This window comes from Bremerella alba (assembly GCF_013618625.1).
In the GTDB taxonomy this organism is placed as follows: domain Bacteria; phylum Planctomycetota; class Planctomycetia; order Pirellulales; family Pirellulaceae; genus Bremerella; species Bremerella alba.
Genome location: NZ_JABRWO010000009.1, coordinates 315,315 through 332,620, shown reverse-complemented (window position 1 = coordinate 332,620; position 17,306 = coordinate 315,315). Strand labels below are relative to the sequence as shown.

General features: G+C 53.5%; 15 protein-coding genes. 2 read left to right on the top strand and 13 right to left on the bottom strand.

Annotated elements, in window-relative coordinates:
• Positions 1–14: 14 nt before the first annotated feature.
• The 10 genes from HOV93_RS16995 to trpD all read right to left on the bottom strand — a co-directional run bounded on the left by HOV93_RS16995 (position 15) and on the right by trpD (position 10,635).
• Entirely contained in the window at positions 15–374 is a 360-nt protein-coding gene (locus HOV93_RS16995; protein ID WP_235990525.1) for a circadian clock KaiB family protein, read from the bottom strand.
• Positions 358–2,064: a circadian clock protein KaiC gene (kaiC, locus tag HOV93_RS16990; protein WP_207397714.1), complete on the bottom strand. Its 1,707-nt coding sequence runs from the start codon at positions 2,062–2,064 to the stop codon at positions 358–360. The genes HOV93_RS16995 and kaiC overlap by 17 nt, the downstream gene beginning before the upstream one ends.
• 268 nt (positions 2,065–2,332) lie before the next feature.
• Positions 2,333–2,980, bottom strand: coding sequence for a tRNA (guanosine(46)-N7)-methyltransferase TrmB (gene trmB / locus HOV93_RS16985; protein ID WP_207397713.1), 648 nt, complete (start codon positions 2,978–2,980; stop codon positions 2,333–2,335).
• A 22-nt stretch (positions 2,981–3,002) separates the two neighbouring features.
• Entirely contained in the window at positions 3,003–3,860 is an 858-nt protein-coding gene (locus HOV93_RS16980) for a rhomboid family intramembrane serine protease (RefSeq protein ID WP_207397712.1), read from the bottom strand.
• A 51-nt stretch (positions 3,861–3,911) separates the two neighbouring features.
• Positions 3,912–4,406 (bottom strand): 3-hydroxyacyl-ACP dehydratase FabZ family protein, encoded by a 495-nt coding sequence (locus tag HOV93_RS16975; RefSeq protein ID WP_207397711.1) that lies wholly within the window; start codon positions 4,404–4,406, stop codon positions 3,912–3,914.
• 95 nt (positions 4,407–4,501) lie between these two features.
• Positions 4,502–4,600: a 50S ribosomal protein bL37 gene (locus tag HOV93_RS26625; RefSeq protein WP_369299121.1), complete on the bottom strand. Its 99-nt coding sequence runs from the start codon at positions 4,598–4,600 to the stop codon at positions 4,502–4,504.
• A 181-nt stretch (positions 4,601–4,781) separates the two neighbouring features.
• The gene (locus HOV93_RS16970; protein ID WP_207397710.1) at positions 4,782–7,619 is read right to left on the bottom strand and encodes an MMPL family transporter; all 2,838 of its coding nucleotides are present in this window, start codon (positions 7,617–7,619) and stop codon (positions 4,782–4,784) included.
• A gap of 247 nt (positions 7,620–7,866) precedes the next feature.
• On the bottom strand, positions 7,867–8,262 hold the full coding sequence (locus HOV93_RS16965; RefSeq protein WP_207397709.1) for an STAS domain-containing protein: 396 nt from the start codon (positions 8,260–8,262) through the stop codon (positions 7,867–7,869).
• Positions 8,263–8,422: 160 nt separating this feature from the next.
• The gene (locus HOV93_RS16960) at positions 8,423–9,625 is read right to left on the bottom strand and encodes an MFS transporter (RefSeq protein ID WP_207397708.1); all 1,203 of its coding nucleotides are present in this window, start codon (positions 9,623–9,625) and stop codon (positions 8,423–8,425) included.
• Positions 9,622–10,635, bottom strand: coding sequence for an anthranilate phosphoribosyltransferase (gene trpD / locus HOV93_RS16955; RefSeq protein WP_235990520.1), 1,014 nt, complete (start codon positions 10,633–10,635; stop codon positions 9,622–9,624). Before trpD ends, HOV93_RS16960 begins: the two co-directional genes overlap by 4 nt.
• A gap of 277 nt (positions 10,636–10,912) precedes the next feature.
• On the opposite strand from trpD, the gene HOV93_RS16950 reads away from it, so the two are divergent.
• Positions 10,913–11,860 carry a nucleoside hydrolase gene (locus HOV93_RS16950; protein ID WP_207397707.1) on the top strand — a complete coding sequence of 316 codons (948 nt, stop codon included), beginning with the start codon at positions 10,913–10,915 and terminating at the stop codon, positions 11,858–11,860.
• A gap of 14 nt (positions 11,861–11,874) precedes the next feature.
• On the opposite strand, the gene HOV93_RS16945 is transcribed toward HOV93_RS16950, so the two are convergent.
• A complete protein-coding gene (locus HOV93_RS16945; RefSeq protein ID WP_207397706.1) occupies positions 11,875–12,969 on the bottom strand; it encodes a S1C family serine protease in 1,095 nt (364 codons plus the stop codon).
• A 157-nt stretch (positions 12,970–13,126) separates the two neighbouring features.
• The gene (locus tag HOV93_RS16940) at positions 13,127–13,531 is read right to left on the bottom strand and encodes a TraR/DksA family transcriptional regulator (protein WP_207397705.1); all 405 of its coding nucleotides are present in this window, start codon (positions 13,529–13,531) and stop codon (positions 13,127–13,129) included.
• A gap of 597 nt (positions 13,532–14,128) precedes the next feature.
• On the opposite strand from HOV93_RS16940, the gene HOV93_RS16935 reads away from it, so the two are divergent.
• Positions 14,129–16,489 carry an FHA domain-containing protein gene (locus HOV93_RS16935; protein ID WP_207397704.1) on the top strand — a complete coding sequence of 787 codons (2,361 nt, stop codon included), beginning with the start codon at positions 14,129–14,131 and terminating at the stop codon, positions 16,487–16,489.
• Here HOV93_RS16935 and HOV93_RS16930 read toward each other — a convergent pair.
• Entirely contained in the window at positions 16,486–17,172 is a 687-nt protein-coding gene (locus tag HOV93_RS16930; RefSeq protein ID WP_207397703.1) for a 7-carboxy-7-deazaguanine synthase QueE, read from the bottom strand. The genes HOV93_RS16935 and HOV93_RS16930 overlap by 4 nt on opposite strands.
• Positions 17,173–17,306: the final 134 nt, after the last annotated feature.

Below are 17,306 nucleotides of genomic sequence, written 5' to 3'. Positions count from 1 at the left end.
CAGGCTGGGAAGCCTTACTTGGACTTTATATCGAATCCAACTAACATCCGCTCGGCGTCGCTAAGATCTCCGATGATCTTACGCAATGGCTCCGGAAGTTTTCTTACTAAAGTTGGTATGGCGATTATCTGATCGTCCTTGGCGAGTCTCGGGTTCTCGAGAAGGTCAATCACCTCAATCTCGTATCGCCCTGCCATATGCTCCTCACAAAAACGCTTAAGATTGTCAAATGCATTGACGCACTTAGGTGTACGACCAGCGACATAGAGTCGAAGTCGCCATGTCTCAGTCGTATCGGTAACTGGCTCCTGGGATCCAGTCGCCCAAGACTCGGAACTCTGCACCATCATCAGCTCCTTATGTTGAATGGACATCTGCCTTGCGACTGGCAGCTAATTCCGAACGGTCTAGTTCACGTTGCTTTTCTTGCTTTCGAGCTTGAGCTAAGATCAACTCTAACTCGCTTGCTTCTTCCTCGAAGTCTGAACGCATCTCAGCAATTTTCTCTTCGATGGATCGGCGTCTTCGATCTAGTTCACCTTGCTTCCGCCGAATCTCTTGTTCACGAATATTGGCTGCGGCCCGTTCTTTCGCTTCCTGGGCCAGTCGTGCCGAACCAGTGAGAACGCCCTCGGGGCCAGTGTAGACGTCCACCAAGTCAATTCCACTGCTGGTAATCAGGAATTCGCGAACTTGATTTGAATGCGGCATTCCACGGGACTTGAGCAAGTACAAGACGCGATTACGCTCTCCGTTACATTCCTGATCCTTCAGCAAAAGCCAGGAGTCGATGAGCGAAGATATTCCAATGTCGGTCTGCTCAGTGACAAGATTTCCGTGGTTCAGGCTCGTAAAGAAACCGGTCGTCTGAGTCGCCTTAAGAAAGTCGACAAGACGCATCAGCATCGACTTTATTTCTTCGTAAGTGCCGACAGAAATAAAGTTAGTAATTGGATCCACCACCACCACTTGGGGTTTGGTCTCACGAATAACCTTGTACATAATCGCAAGGTGGGTTTCTAAACCCTGCGTTGTCGGGCGCGCGGCACGAAACTGAAGCAGTCCCTTGTCGAGATGCGGCTGCAAATCGATACCAATTGACTTCATATTCCGAAGAATCTGGTTCTGGGATTCCTCAAAAGCAAAATAGACGGCCTTCTCTCCTCGACGGCAGGCAGCATCGACAAATGCAGCAGAAAGACTGCTCTTTCCTGTCCCTGCCGTACCAGATACGAGAATGCTGCTACCGCGATAAAACCCTTTACCACCTAGCATGGTATCGAGTCGATCCAATCCAGATGAAATCCGCTCTTCACTAGCAGGATGGTCGAGACCTACCGACGTGATTGGGAGAACGTCGAACCCTCCTTCGTCGATCAGGAATGGGTATTCGTTAGTACCATGCGACGAACCGCGATATTTGACCACGCGTATTCTTCGGGTCGCTACCTGATCGGTTATTCGATGGTCGAGGACCACCACACAGTCCGAAACGTATTCTTCTAATCCATGCCTCGTCAACGCTCCAGCACCACGCTCTGCTGTGATCACAGCGGTGACACCTTTGTCTTTCAGCCAACGAAATAAACGTCGCAACTCTGACCGCAATACGGCAGTGTTCGATAGGCCAGAGAACAGCGTTTCGAGCGTGTCCAGAACAACGCGTTTCGCCCCGACAGAGTCAATCGCAAGCCCTAACCGGATGAACAGTCCATCTAAGTCGTACTCGCCGTTTTCCTCAATTTCGCTGCGTTCCACGTGAACGTGGTCCACCGATAGCATTTCTTTCTCAACCAAATCTTCGAGATCGAAACCCAGCGACTTCACGTTCTTGGTTAGATCTTCAGCCGTTTCCTCGAAGGCCATGAAGACGCCCGGCTCTCCATGACTCACGACACCTCGGACCAGAAACTCTAAACCAAAAAGTGTTTTTCCGCAGCCAGCATTTCCGCAAACTAGTGTAGGCCGACCTTTTGGCAGCCCTCCCCCAGTTATTTCATCGAAGCCGATAATGCCGGTAGGGCATTTCTCTAAAGCCCCGTTGGTTGCATCCGCTAAGCTCATACTCATACCCAAATAATCTACGCTGCATGGAAAGCGTCATCGCTCAGCCCAGTTAGTACATAGATGACGACGACGCGGGCCATCATAGCTGAACAACGTCCAACATTATCAGATTTTCGTGGCCAATTGTAACAAAACCGCGTCCACGCAAACTAGAGGCTACGCCCCGGTCGGGCGAAGCTTGCGTTCTTCCGTTCGGCTTAAAAGGCCTCCCTCACTTTAAATAGTAGAGGTCAGGGGAAGAATTGCCACCGAAAACCGCAAGCCCCTAAGCCCCAGGCTTCAAGAACTGGCTGCGAAACACGTCCATCTCATTCTTCCGCATTCGCCGCTCGAAGTGCGTACGGTAATCGAGATCGTGCTCGGCCGGCGTTTCGTCGACATCGACGGGACCTTGCAGCGTGGTTGCCTGGTGCAACGTCTCGACGGCCATCTCAAAGTAATCTAGCACGTCGGTCCAGAAATGCAGTTTGCCACCGGGGCGCAGGACACGTTGAATCTGCTGGCAAAATTCTTCGTTCATCAAGCGACGACGATGATGCCGGGCCTTCCACCATGGGTCTGGGAAATAGACGTGCACGGCCTCTAAGCTATCGCTGGGGACGATCTCCCGAAAGATCTTCTGTCCGTCGCCGTGAAGCATGACTGCGTTAGTGCGATCCTCCTTGGCCAGCTTGTAACCGGCAAAGCGAGCATACTTGAACGCGATCTCGATCCCCAGGAAGTTGTGCTGGGGGAACTGGCCCGATGCGTTCTTCATGAACAGCCCCTTGCCAGTACCAACTTCAATCTCGAGCGGCTGCTGAGTGGGAAAGTATGACTGCAGGTCCGGGCGCGTTTCGAGTACATCCGACTCAAAAAAGTGCTGGGAGAAGTCGACGTCAGGGTTCAGCTTAGGTAGTGCTTTGCGGCCCATAATAGATTCGTAATCGATAAAACTAAAAACGGAAATCATCGTGACGACGCGGGTCGAATTGGAACGCTCGTTCCTGTTTCGAAATCGCTGAGTAGGTGGTGTCCGGAATGATCCATGCAAGCAGCGGCATGATGGCCATTCCAAAGAGAAACCCACCAATATGTGCCCACCAGGCGACACCACCATCGAGCCCCACGTGCAAAGCACCCAAGCCCTGCACTAGCTGAAAGGTGATCCAAACGCCCAGGACAACCAAAGCCGGCAGATCGACCATGAAGAAGATGACAAACAGAAACAACATGCAGCGAACCTGAGCCTTGGGATAAGTTACCGCATACGCGCCCAAGATCACTGCCACGGCCCCACTAGCCCCAACCGTCGGAATCAATGCCCCTGCTGAACTTGTCGTAGCCCAGTGGGCAACTGCCGCACAAATGCCCCCCAGCAAGTAGAACAACAAGTAAGGAACATGCCCCAAGCGATCTTCCACATTGTTGCCGAAGATCCACAGAAACCACATGTTGCCCAACAGGTGAGCAATCCCGGCGTGCAGGAACATTGAGGAAAAGATGGTCCCCAAAGCTGCCGACATCGTACCCGGCAAGGTAACGACGGAGTCATCTTTGCTCGTTTCGAGAACCTCTCGAGCTTCTGGCGACCCCTGCAAAAGCTGCTTCAGATCAATCTGAACATTCTCGCCAGAGTTCAATGCTTCGGTGAAGCGCTGGGGAACGAAACCATACTCGAGAAACAGGCGGTTGTGCTCCAGCGGATCTAAACCGAGCATCGCCAGCAATAGTAAGGTATTGATCGCAATCAGTCCCACGGTCACAAATGGCCAGCGACGCGTTGGATTTTCATCGATCAGTGGGAAAAGCATGGGGAGTTACCAGCAGAGAACAGGCCGTGAGTCGCGGCCGCCCCCGGCGTCTTAGATCTCGTCCGGCAAAGGAATGCCTCGGATCACGCCTTCGGCAACCATATTGGTCCCGACGAAACTCTGAAATGCACACACGAGCATTCGATTGGGACGATAGCGAGTCTGCTTAAGGACACACAACAGCCGGTCACCAGGGCGAACAATGCCGCGGAACTTGACTTCATCCATGCCGCCAAAACCCATACGTTTGCCGGGCATCAGGTCGTGCTTGACGACATACCAGGTGCTGACCTGCGCCGCCATTTCGCACATTAAAACGCCTGGCATCAGAGGCATGCCAGGCATGTGCCCTCGCACCCAAAAAGCATCTTGCGCGATATCTAAATACCCGGCGCAAACGCCTGCTTCGACATCGTCGTAAACGATGCCGGTGAGTTGTTCCATCTCGTATCGCTGCGGATTGGATACTTGAATTGCATCAAGACCCGCGATTACGTTGTCAAAATCGATCGACGCAGGGTCGAGAATCAGGTCTTCTCGCGCCACCGTGAATCCTTCAGCTACCGACAAGGAACAAAATAAGGACGACTCAATGATGCTGACCAGATCTTCCGTGCCAACATCAAGACAATACGATTGCCTTAGGTCTTGATATTCTTACGCTTCGACTTGCGAGCTTTTGCATTCGCAGGACGGGCACCGTGATTAGCTTTCTTCAACTTGCGATGTGGCTTGGCCATGGTTCTTACCTTGAGGTCAAAATACGTAATATAAAGGGCAAACTGAAGAGTCTGCGCCGAGTTCTAGTTCGGAATCTATTTAGTATAACGATTTGAAGCCCAGCGAAAAGCCCTAATAGAAGCCTGCCGAGAGCTTAGAAGCACCCCGGAGAAATCCCATAAACCCCTGCCACCAAACCGCTTAACGCTTCGGCGAAGGATCGTCAAATGACTCTCGGGATTCAGCATCCTCGCGAGACGGTTCTTTGTGCGGGTGCGATTTTGGCTCATCGGGAATGCTCGTCAGCTTGCGTCCACGAGGCCGATCACGCGACGGCGAGGCGTTTGACTCGATCTCAGGCACTTCTCGGCGAAAGCTGGTGAGTATCGTCAGAAGGCACGGCAAGATAACCAACGAAGTAAAGAGGCAGCACGCAACGCCAATGGTCAGCACTCGCCCGAGACTGGCCAGACCGCGGTGGTCGGCCAACATCAAAGCACCAAAGCCAATCATGGTGGTTAGCGAGGTAATAATGATGCCGGTCGCCGTAGAAGCACCCAGCGAGTAGCCACGGCTTTGCCGCCGAAAGTCGTGCACCACATGGACACCGTCGTCGATGCCGATACCAAGGATCAACGGTAAAACGATCATATTGGCCGGGTTCAGTGGAATATCAGCAAACCCTTGAACTCCGAAGAGCATCAGCATGCCTAGTCCTACCGGCGTTAAGGCCAGCAAGGTATTGGTCATGCTGCGGAAGTCGATCAGCAGAATGATCATCACTGCAATCAACGAGTAAACGGCCGCATGAATATAGCTCCGCTGCATTTGCCGTGATGCGTAGAAGGTTTGGAGCGGCTGCCCGGTCACCTTGGAATCGACCGAGGTAACTTGTTTGACGAATCCTTCCAGAGCATCCATGTCCCAGATGCTGGCGTTGGGATAGATACGCAGCAGTAGCTGATTGTTCTTTCCCACAAATCGCGAAACCAAGGCTTCCGGTAGGTCACTAATGGTGGGTGGTTCTGGATTCGATATCACCGCCAGCGAGTGTAGCCACTGCAATAGTTCGCCTGCATTTCGCTGCTGAAACTGAGAGATAATCGCGTTGTACTTCGGTTCAGGCATACCCCGCAATAGTTCGCGAATTTGCGCCAACCGACGATAGGTGTGCTGTGCCGCAGGATCTTCTGGCGAAAGAATTCGCTGCGAGTCGGCTAGTACCTGGCCCAAATGCCCCGCCGGTGGAATCGAAATGGTCGGCACGTTCTCGGGCAGCTTGTTTAAGCGTCGATCAAGATCCTCGATCATCACCAGTTTCTCAGGCGAGCTGTCCGGCATGAGTGAGGCGATCTCCTCAACCCGGTTCACCGTCGGCAACGCTTCAAACTTTTCTTTTCGCTCGAGCAAAGCCTCGCGGTTTTCAGCAATCGAAAGGGCAAACCAGACACTGCGATCCGTATCGTTTAGAAGCTTCTCTTCCCATTGAACGCTTTCCAAACCTTTGGGCTGCAGGTTCAAAAGATTGTGATCATAGTGCAGCTTAGGCAAACCTATCGCTAACAGCCCCACGATCCCCAGTGAAACCAGGAGCGTGATCTTGGGAGTCTTTAATAGCGGCAAAACCCACCAATCGAGATGCAGTGGCTTAGGCAATTGATATCGATTGCGATGCCGATCGGCTAGGTGAATCGACGCCGGCAAGACGGTCATCGAAGCGATCAAACAAACCAGCAGACCGCCGCCCGCGATAATTCCAAGCTCAGCGACGCCGGTAAAATCGGTCAGCGATGCGGTGAAGAACGCGACCGCCGTCGTCAAACCACCGGTCACAATACCAGGGCCTATGTCGCGTGACGTTTGCACCAACGCCTCGTCGGTTCTCTTCTCTTCGGCTTCCTTGAGGTATCTCGCTACGTAGTGAACTCCGAAGTCGATCCCCAGCCCGATTAAAATCACGCCGAAAGATACACTCAAAATGTTCAGGTGGCCAACAAATGCCGTCGTGAAACCAACCGACATGGCGATGCCAACCAAAAGCGCTACCACCGCCAACAGCGGATGCCGCAGACCGCCGAAAGATGCCATGAACAAACATGCCACACCAATCAAACTGATGACACTGGCCTTGGTCATATCGACCTGGCTGCGCTCCATCTCGTCGTTTTCCATCACTGGAAGTCCGGTCAGCCCAAACTTCAGCCGAGGATATTTCCCTTGGAATCGGTCCAGAATACTTCGCAACTGGGCGATGGCATCCTTCCCTTGTGCGAGCTCTGATTTGTCCTTCACCAGTCGCAACAAGATCAGGCCAAGCTGTCCTTCGTTGGCCAGAAAATAATCAGAATCGATCTGGCTCAATGCGTTTAACGAGTCGTTCGGTGGAACCAGAACCGAACCTTGCGATTCTCCCTGCCCCATCGCGGCCAGAAGATTGCTCGCCAAACGATCCAGTTGCTGGCGACTTTGCTCGGCCATCATCTGGGCTTGGGGAGCATCAGGCTGACGCTGGGCGAAGAGCAGCTGCTGATTCAAGTTATAGGCCAGTTGGCCCACCCCCATCGAATCCCACTGGCCTTGCATCACCGGACGTAGCCGTTGAAGCTGCTGATCGATCTGAGTCAGGTCCGACTCCGGCAGAAAATGCAGGCCCTTCTCACGAACCTTGCTTAGCCCGCGTTCGTGAAGTACCGCGTAGAAGGAGTGTTCTTGGGCAGTCAGTTGAGTATAGAGGTCTTCTAGCGCCGGGACGATTTCCTCTCGACCAGGCCCTTCAATAATAACAACCACGTCATCATCAGCACCGAACTGATCGAGATACTCGAGCCACAGCTGATTGAATCCGCTTTGCTGGTTGATCAAATCCAAGCGGCTAGTTTTGAACCCCAAGTGATTGGTCGCGTAAATGATCGAGAGCCCAGCCACCATGAAAGCAATCAGCAGCACGACAATCGGGAAGCGCACAACCAGACGCGTCCCCCATGCCAAGGGCCTCGCGAGAAGCGATTTTTCTTCCGATGTTTCAGAGTGCTTAGGCATGAGCCCAGATCGTTGCTCGGTACGCTTGGCGCACAGTCAACTCAATGTTGCAAAACGGATGGTGTCCAAACTCGCAGAATCTTACGCAAACGCTTACGCGGCGCTAAGAGCGAACTGGCCGTAAAGCAATGCTAGCACACGCATCGGCCTTCCCAAGAGTGGAAATCAACTGCTATGCCAGCGCAGCCTTGCCTAATATACATCCAGGCAAGGCACATAGATTAGATCGGTATGAAGATTGTCATAGCTAGCTCAGCCCGAACCACTTTCCGATCGATGGCCCGCTGAACGCATCAACGGCGGTCTTTTCGTCCTTCTGGATGTCGATCACTTTGCCAATCTTCATAATCTGGAAGACTTCCAGAATATTGCCGGTCACGTTGCAGACTTTGAACTTGATCTTTGCGTTTTTGCAATTCTTGTTCAGCAGAATTAACTTACCGATCATGGCCGACGACATGTATTCGATGGCGCGAAAATTAAGCAGCAGCTTCTTGGCCGTGGCGGCTTCTAAAATCAGTTGCTCGAATTCCTTCCCAACGCGATCGATCGCCGTTTCGTCCAAAATCGAAGACTGGATGAATTCTGCAACAACGACGTCTTGCACGTCGCGGACTCGTAAATAGTGGTATTTGATCGCCATGGAGTCGGCTTTCTAGAAATCGCAAGATGACTACGAATGAAAAAGTAGGAACCCCTAGAAGCATAGATAAGGACCACTAGGGAGGTCAATAAAGCCAGGCCCTCTTCAGATGCCCGATTATCCTTGCCCGGCTAAGGAAAGCAAAGCATAAACTTTGTTCTCACGAGTTTTCTGGCCCGATAGAAGGGTACCTGGTCGCGCGAATCCATAAAATCAGTCCACTCAAAGCGGCCAGCGACGCACATCCGGCCAGTCCCAAATAAGCGGACTGCAAATGAGTATTCTCTCCGACAAGCCCTGCCGCAATGGCCCCAATGCCGTTTCCTACCGCAAACGAGACCCCATAGCACAGGCTGCGGCGTGACCGGGGGGTGTATTTGGCAATCAAACTATTAAACACCGGTTGATGCATGAAGAAGATCATCCCCCACGCCGCTACGCAGTACCATTTCCACTGGGGCGGAGCAAAGCTCATGCCAACGAGAAAAGGAATCGTCCCGGCACAAATCAACATCAACTGGAATTCAAGCCGTTTGGGACGAGCCATTTGCCCAGCCATGTACTGGCCAATGCACCCTAATAAGAGAGAACTGGCCGCTAAGATATTCCCGCCGATCTCTCCCTCGGTATGAAATCCGAGGACTTTCGCATCCGATAGGTAGCGCGGCAAAAAACTCATCACGCCGTGGTAAGACAAACCAATCAAACTGGACATAACCAACAGAACACCAAAGCTACCCCAGTTGCCACGATCGTCGGGAGCAGCCTGATCGACTTTCGAGAATACTCGCTCTGGTGACTGCAAAGTGAGATAAACGAATACCATGCCCAACGCAATCGACATTACGCCCAGAACGGCATAAAAAGCGTGCCAAGAGTGGGTAAGCGAAAGCACTCCGGCAGCAATCAACGGGACACCGCCGATCCCGAGCGAACCGAACACCCCATGCCAACCGAGCGTTTTAGGGAGCGTATCCGGCGTCGTTTCATGCGAAAGTAGCGCCAGTCCCGCCGGATGATAGATGCTTGCCATTACCCCCATCATAAACATCGAGGCAAAAAGCAGAGGAAGTCCCGGCAGTAAGATCGACGTGAAACAGGTAACCCCTCCGCCAAGCAAATAAAGCGCCAGCATCCGCTTGGCCCCGTATCGATCGACCAGCCAACCGGCAAGAAGCGCCCCGACGCCCCAGGGAAATCGCCACACGGTTTGCAGCCAGCCAGTGGTCGCCGAGCCAACATGGAATTGCGTGGCAATCGACTGCTCGACACACGGCAGCGATCCCTCCAGCACATGCACCATGGCATGGGCCGCGCAGACCGCCAGAATTAAGATCGCTAAGGTTGTTCCGGCTGACTTCACCCGCGACTGACCTCCGCCAGCTTGGTCAGCGTCGCTTCTGCCGCACCACTATCAATCGCGATTTCCGCGAGTCGTGCACATTCGCTGAGTGAGTCAATCTTGCCAATCGTCCACAGGGCGGCGGCGGCATTAATCACGACAATGTCGCGTGCTCCCCCCTTTTCGCCTGAAAGGACGCGGCGAATCATGGCTGCGCTTTCCTCGGGCCCCTCGACCAGCATGCCCTCTTTCCCTTGTCGCTCGATCCCAAATTCTTCCGGCTGCCACACAATCGGTACTAATCCGGCCGGCGTCGCGATGATCACGTCGGTCACGTCACTGATCGTGACTTCATCCATTCCATCGCGTCCGGTCACAAACACCGCTTTGGTCGTACCCAATTTCTGAAGCGCACTTGCCAGCAATTCTCGATATTCGGGTCTACCGACACCCAATAACTGATACGGAGCATTGGCCGGATTACACAGGGGCCCCAGCAAATTGAAGATCGTCGGCTCACCTAACTTCTTCCGTACCGGCGCCACATGCTTCATCGAGCCATGCATCAGCGGGGCGAAACAGAAGCAAATGCCGACTTCATTCAAGCACTTTTCGATGGTCGGTACGTCGGCCTCGATGTTCACGCCCAGGCGGGAAAGAACATCCGCGCTGCCAGACTTGCTGGTTACGCTCCGATTACCATGCTTGGCAACCGTCACCCCAGCTCCGGCAATCACCAAAGCCGTTGCCGTGCTGATATTAAAAGTTCCGCTACGATCCCCTCCGGTCCCACAAGTATCGATAAACGCCTCGTTGGGCGACTCAATCGTGATCATATGGCTACGCATCGCGGTGGCGGCACCGGCGATTTCATCGACGCTGGGGCCCTTTTCGTTCAAGGCGATCAGCAACGAGCCAATATCATCGTCGCTCCAATCCCCTTTCATCATTTCACCGATGGCAGCGGCCATTTCTTCGAGGGCTAGATCTGTCCCGGACCGTACCTTGGCAATAACTTCTGAGTGCGACAACCGATCAACTCCCCGGATTTGGGCCTGGTGCGTACGACGAATTCGACATTTTAGTCCCCATAGAGCCCCTCTCCTAGCCACGATGTCTCTGCCGCCGTGGGGCGAAAACTGTTATAACATGACGTTGTCGAGGAAGGTGGCCTGTCCGTCTGGTACCCTAACTCGTCATGCGTTGAACCGGACTTGGATGAGTCATGTCCTGCGTAATAGGGCACGACACCCCCAAGGCCGGCATCCTCACGTACACGCACCATGAAGGCAGGAGGTTCCGACCACTATGTCCAGGAAGGTCATTATCGACTGTGATCCCGGCATCGATGACGCCATCGCGCTCATGATCGCCCTCTTCGATCCGAGTCTGGATGTCGTTGCGATCACCTCTACTGCCGGAAACGTCAATGCAGATCAAGCCTATACCAACTTGCAGGCATTGATTGAATGTCTCGATCCGCCGCGGCGTCCCCGCATTGCCATGGGGCCTGGTCCACGTCATGCTCCGCCGGTCGATTCCACCTTTTTGCATGGCAGTGATGGCTTGGCCGAAATCCACCTGAACGTGGCCAAGCTGCATCAAACGCATTCAGCCGAAAAGCTGATCGGTGACGAAATCCGAGCTTTTCCGGATGAAGTCACTATTCTTTGCCTGGGCCCTATGACCAATGTGGCGAACTGTCTGCAGCGCGATCCTACGTTCGCCTCCCAGGTCGGACAGATCATCATTATGGGAGGTTCGCTCAATGGAATCGGCAACGTGAGCCCCTGTGCAGAATTCAACTGCCATTTCGATGCCGAAAGCGCACGTCGGGTGCTGCACTCGAAAACGACCAAAACGTTGGTGCCAATCGATATCACCAGCCAAGTCACCTTCGGAATCGATCTGCTCGATCACATTCCGAAGCAAGAATCGCGGGTCACGAAGTTATTGAATCAGATTCTGCCGTTCTCGTTCCGCTCGCATCGACGTCATTTAGCCCAGGAAGGTATCAGTCTGAACGATGCCGTGGCGCTGGTTGCCCTGATGCAGCCAGAACTGTTTGAGTCCGTTCCCATGGCTGGCGATGTCGAGACGCAAGGAGACCTGACCCTCGGAGCAACGATTTTCGATAAGCGAATCGTGCGGACCTGGACACCTAACATGGAAGTGATGACCAGCGTCGATACCGCCGGAGTGAAAGATTGCATTATCCGCGGAGTCCTTCAAGCCGCTAAAGAAACGGCGGAATAATCTCCTCGCCGGATTTAGTTCTCAAACCGATTCCGAGCAGCCAGGCGAACGGTCTTCGCGATGACCTTTCCGTCTCGGTAGATCTCAAAACGAATGTCCTCATCCAGCGGGCACAGGCTGACGATGCTAATAAGTTGCAGGTCGTCTTCTACTTCCTGCCCATAGAACCGGGTAATAACGTCGCCCACTTGGATCATCGCGGCTTCCGCAGGCGAGCCCGGCGTAACACCGCTGACTTTGGCACCGCGAGCTCGGAACAAACCAATCTCTTTAGCCGCCGCCGCGTCGAAGTCGGCATCCATCCGCACGCCAAAGAAGGCCCGAGCTACCTGACCTTTTTCAATCAATTGCTCTGCCACCCCTAAGGCTGCATGAATTGGAATTGCAAAGCCAATTCCGTCGTTCCCGCCCGAGTTGCTGGCGATGGCCGTGTTCAGACCAATTACTTCTCCCCGCAGATTGATCAGTGGTCCGCCGCTATTGCCGGGATTGATGGCCGCGTCGGTTTGAAAGAAGTTCTGTAGCTTCAAGCCTTGTCGCCCCAGTTGTAGGTTGCGTCGTCCGACGGCACTGATAATTCCGGAGGTGACGGTCTGGCTGAGGCCAAACGGACTGCCGACGGCGAAGACATTCTCACCCACTTCGACCTGGGAACTGTCGCCCACCTCGGCAGGAATCAAGCGATCGGCATCGACTTCTACAACGGCCACATCGGTATCGCGATCGGTTAGCACCCGCCGGGCACGTATCAGGCGACCATCTTCCAGGTAGATCCGAATTCGCTCGAGCGGTGCCTGATTGATCACATGACGGTTGGTTAGAACGAAAAAGCTCTTATCGTGCTTAAAGATGATTCCGGCACCTGCCTCGTCCACTTCGCTCGACTTCGAGAACCCATTGCCGGCCATCGTCGTTTCGATATGCACAATCGAAGGACGCGCATATTTGACGACCCGCTTTAGATGGTTGAGCTGACGCTCGAGGAAATCGGCTTCCGCTAATATTTCTTCCCGCATTGCCGCGCGATCTGCAGATACGAGAGAGCGATCCTGCCCAGTCGTAAAACCAGCTGTCAGGAGAACGAGCGAAAGAGCAAGGAAAGATCGCATAGTACCGCTACCAAACCGGGGGAAGTCGTCGGGGCGCAATCCATCATGAGTCACACCTTACAAGTTAGATCGTGCTAGCGGTGGGACCAGGAAAAGAAAAACGGGATGAGTTTTACACTCATCCCGTCGAAAGTTATCGGATTGTAGCGGCCGTGCGTTAGTTGACGGCTTGCGTATCGTCGGTTTGAGCCCAACTGACCCCATCGGGTCCAAGTTCTTCCAGTTCACGCTGGCATTTAATGCACAAAGTAGCGTAAGGAAGCGCTTGCAAGCGGGCGATCGGAATGGTGGCGCTACAGCCTTCGCATTCCCCATACTTACCCGCTTTGATTTGTTCTAATGCGGTGTCGATGCTCGCCAACTCGCGACTTTCGACCTCGGCCAGCTGCGAACTGAGTTCGTCCTGGACCGAATCGAGTGCGAAATCAACGACGTCGCCTGATGTCTGCTCAAGTTCTTTCAGCAGACTCAAGTCCCCGGCGAGAGCCTTACGCAGGGCGTCACGACGGCGAAGGAGAATTTCCTTCATCTTCCCAATAAATTCGTCTCTTGGCCGCGGCATGGTGTCACCTTAGGTGCAGGAAAGTCGTATTTTTAGCGATTCGTTTCGCCCCTGCCTAGTATTTGAATGGGTCGCCTCTTCGCGATTTAATTCGCGGACGTCGATCCCCCTATTCGGCGGGCAAATCCTACATTGATTAATCGTACCGAAACTATAGTACGCCTCTGGAACAGTAACCGAAAAATTTTCGTCTCTTCACCGTTCTCTAGCAATTTCGAGCGATTTAATGCAATCGCTTTCTACATAACACTTTGCGGCACTTCTCAGCATTCGAGCGACGACTTGGGATTTCCAAATAAGTCGATCCGATTTCGCATTTAAGACACTTTCCTCTTGCGAAAATCGGTCCGATATCATCCGAAAGCGATCGGTTGACGCAATCCGATCATCGTCATTTTTCTATCTAAAACCTATCAAAATTCACCCCCTGAGCCCTTTTTGGCCGCTCAATTCTCCCAGGGTACTGCTTTGACCGTACCATCTGCGTGACCTATATGACTTAGCGAAATAGGCACTAACTGGCAGGCATTGATCGCAATCTGCCGTCAGAGACAGCCCCCTGTCCGCCAGCGGTTCCCTCCTTTTTCAAGCAGAATCATGGTCCAAAACAACGTCGTCCCCCGATCGAAACGCGATTCTCGACTTCTCGGTAAGTCGAACTCGGCGCTGGTATTGAAAATTGAAGGTACCGAGCGTGATGGTCAGATCATTCGTGTTCATGCGCCGAAATGTCTGATCGGATCGTCCGCAGATTGCCAACTGCGTTTGATTGCTGCCGATGTCCAGCCGAAGCACTGTGTGATCTATCGCGGTTCGGGCGGAATGATCGTGAAGTCGTGGACCCGCGACACACGCGTCAACGGCGACACCGTCAGCGAAGCCTGGCTACGCATCGGCGATCGCTTGAGCCTGGGAAGCTTGAGCTTCGAGGTCCTAGCTGACCAGCAAGTCGAATCGCCGGCAGTTACCCAACCTTTGCCAATTCAATCACCATCGCATCGAAAGCTACGCAAGAGGTCCAATCGCCGGATTCGCAATCTATTGAACGAAGTCCGCAAGCAGAAAAATTCCTTCAGCGCATTGCAGACCAAATTCGACCAGACGCAGCTGCTTGTCGATTCTCTGATGACCCGCGAGGCCGACACGCACGAGGTTTCGCAACCCTCGGCAACCGAATCGACCGAACATCGCATCGAGCGCCGCAAGCGGCACAACCAACGTACCCGACTCTTGCTCAATCATGTTCGCGATCTGATTAGCAGCAACAACACCATTCAGGCTGAGCTGCGAGAACAGCTAGAGATTAAGCAGAATCAAGTCAACGAAATTCGGCAAGAGTTGACTTCTCATGCCGATTCCACAGAAGAAGAACGAGCACGACATCGCCGGCTCGAGTCTGACCTGCAAGAGTCCGTGGCCTTGATCGCGCATCTAAAGGAACAGTCAAACGAACTTCAATCGCGTGAAGAGCGTCTTCGCCAGCGATGGATTTCTACGCGTAAGCTCGGCAAAACCCGCGTGAACTCGATTCTCTCGCACCTGCGTGGTGTGCGAGATCAGCTTTCACAGCTGGATGCCTCCGCGAACGAGAAAGAAGATGAAGGTGTTTCTCGCTTAACTAAAATGCGGCTTGCGTACGAGGATGCCTCGCGTGACTTGCATGAAAGCCAAGACTCGCTCAAAGATGCCGAGAGCGAATTGGCGTGGACACAACAGGAACTCGAACAGCGTCAGCAGCACTCAGAAAACGTGGGACGTAAGATCGCCGAGTTGGAACAGCAACTCGCCGATGCCCAAGACGCTCAGCCAAGCGGCATGACTGACGAGGAAGTTGCCCAGCACGAGTCGAAACTTAAGCAGTTGCATAGCCAACTCGATGACGCCACATTGCGTGGCGACGACCTGAAACTTCAGCTGGACGAACTGCGACAGCAAAACCTCGAACTCCATGAGACCATCACCCAGCAGAAAGAGATCGAGGACAATTGGAGGAACCAGTTGGATGACGCTCGGCAACAGTGCCTGGAAATTCGTCGTCAACTGGAAGACGAACGACGCTTGGCCGACCTGCAAAGCCACGACGAAAATGCCCTGTCGCCAGAGGAGGACGAGTCACCGCTCGATCACCTACGATCGATGGGTATTCTCCGAGAAACGCCCCCTCCGACCCTGCCAGAGGAGTCTTCGCATCACGATTCTGAAGCCGAGATTCCAGCGGAGTCGCCCGAAACCGACCAACCACCGGCTGTGAATCCGGTAACCGGCCTTTCGAGCTTCCCTGATTTTGAATTCCCTGAGGAAGAAACACCGCAGGAACCGGAAGTTGATGCACCCTCGTATGAGTCATTCAGCGAAACGGCCGCTGAAGAGACCGAGAACTTAGCTGCCACTCTCGGCAGCGACGATGACATCTCGATCGACGACTACATGCAAAGCCTCTTGGCACGAATGCGAGCTAAGAGCGGCGATCCGGAACCCGCACCTCAGCAAAAATCCACCGAAAAAACAATCGCAGCCAAGCCTGAGCCTGTCAAACCAGAGGAACCTGTCAAACCGATTACGCGGGAAGAGTTCGTCCCGTCGCGTTTTGCACCAGAACAAACGTCTGACATTCGCAGGCTACGCGAACTCGCTAATGAAACGGCTAAAGCGGCGATCGATTCGGCAACACTCAATCGCTGGGAATCGCTCTGCAAATCGAAACTGTTCGTCTCGATGTTGGCCCTGGCAACCGGCTTCTTCCTGCACTATCTCTCGCCAAGCTACCTAAGCATTTCCTTCGCGGGTGCTTGCCTGGCGTACGTGGTGACAGTCTTCTGGTGGCTACAGTCCGCAGTGATTTACCAGCATGTTAAGAATCATCGTCGGGATCGTATGGAAAAACGCTTCAACGATGAAATCATTAATCCGCATAGTTTGCCCCAAGCTACTGATCACATCGAAGGCAGCCAAGACTAAGTCCCTCGAGCAAATCCGAACCATTCGATTTGCTTGCGGTAACAAAGTTGCAAACCGTGCTCTTCCGACCACGGCGTGAGCCACTGGGTGATCGAGTCTAACTGCGTTTGCTCGATTCCTTGCGGCATCACATACACGCGGTCACGGAGTATACCCGGAAACCGCCCCAGGTAGGTCAGTACCTCGTCACAGTCTTCCCGTTTATCGATGACGAACTTGAATTGATACGGAAATTCATCGATTAGCCGCTGAATAACCTCAGGCTGATCTCGCGATTGCTCGTGCCGCCGATGCCAACGCGGAAATTCCTGGGCATTGGGTGTCGAGTTAGAAAGCTTGGGACTGATCGACATCAGGTCGCACGGCAAGGGAAGGTGCAGCGTCCCGGCCGTTTCAATAGTGATATGCCGTCCCGATCGCCGGATCCCCTCGCAAAGCGGGATCATCTCGGCAAATAGCATGGGCTCACCGCCAGTTAGCACAACGTTGCGAACTTCCAAGAGTTCGATCCGTCCTAATATTTCCGCGACCGAAAGATCTTCCCCTTCCGGATTCCAAGACGCATGCGGCGTGTCGCAGAACCAACAGCGCAAGTTACAACCACTGGCCCGGACGAACGTACTGGGCTCGCCGGTCAGAAGGCCTTCGCCCTGAATCGATGGATAAATTTCAGCTATTCGCACGCAAGGATACCGCTTGTCGAAAGGTCTGTCGCCGCAATGCGAGAAACCGTTCCCAGAGAGTGACATTCGAGTGCCCCATTCTCCACGCTTTTGGGCAGCGTGTTGAGGGGAATCCTTCAGAATACCCGCCAAGA

Coding starts and splice junctions, on each gene's coding strand:
- HOV93_RS26625 (WP_369299121.1), bottom strand. CDS start 4,600: ATGGCCAAGCCACATCGCAAGTTGAAGAAAGCTAATCACGGTGCCCGT.
- kaiC (WP_207397714.1), bottom strand. CDS start 2,064: ATGAGCTTAGCGGATGCAACCAACGGGGCTTTAGAGAAATGCCCTACC.
- HOV93_RS16945 (WP_207397706.1), bottom strand. CDS start 12,969: ATGCGATCTTTCCTTGCTCTTTCGCTCGTTCTCCTGACAGCTGGTTTT.
- HOV93_RS16965 (WP_207397709.1), bottom strand. CDS start 8,262: ATGGCGATCAAATACCACTATTTACGAGTCCGCGACGTGCAAGACGTC.
- HOV93_RS16980 (WP_207397712.1), bottom strand. CDS start 3,860: ATGCTTTTCCCACTGATCGATGAAAATCCAACGCGTCGCTGGCCATTT.
- HOV93_RS16935 (WP_207397704.1), top strand. CDS start 14,129: ATGGTCCAAAACAACGTCGTCCCCCGATCGAAACGCGATTCTCGACTT.
- trmB (WP_207397713.1), bottom strand. CDS start 2,980: ATGGGCCGCAAAGCACTACCTAAGCTGAACCCTGACGTCGACTTCTCC.
- HOV93_RS16940 (WP_207397705.1), bottom strand. CDS start 13,531: ATGCCGCGGCCAAGAGACGAATTTATTGGGAAGATGAAGGAAATTCTC.
- HOV93_RS16970 (WP_207397710.1), bottom strand. CDS start 7,619: ATGCCTAAGCACTCTGAAACATCGGAAGAAAAATCGCTTCTCGCGAGG.
- HOV93_RS16995 (WP_235990525.1), bottom strand. CDS start 374: ATGTCCATTCAACATAAGGAGCTGATGATGGTGCAGAGTTCCGAGTCT.
- HOV93_RS16950 (WP_207397707.1), top strand. CDS start 10,913: ATGTCCAGGAAGGTCATTATCGACTGTGATCCCGGCATCGATGACGCC.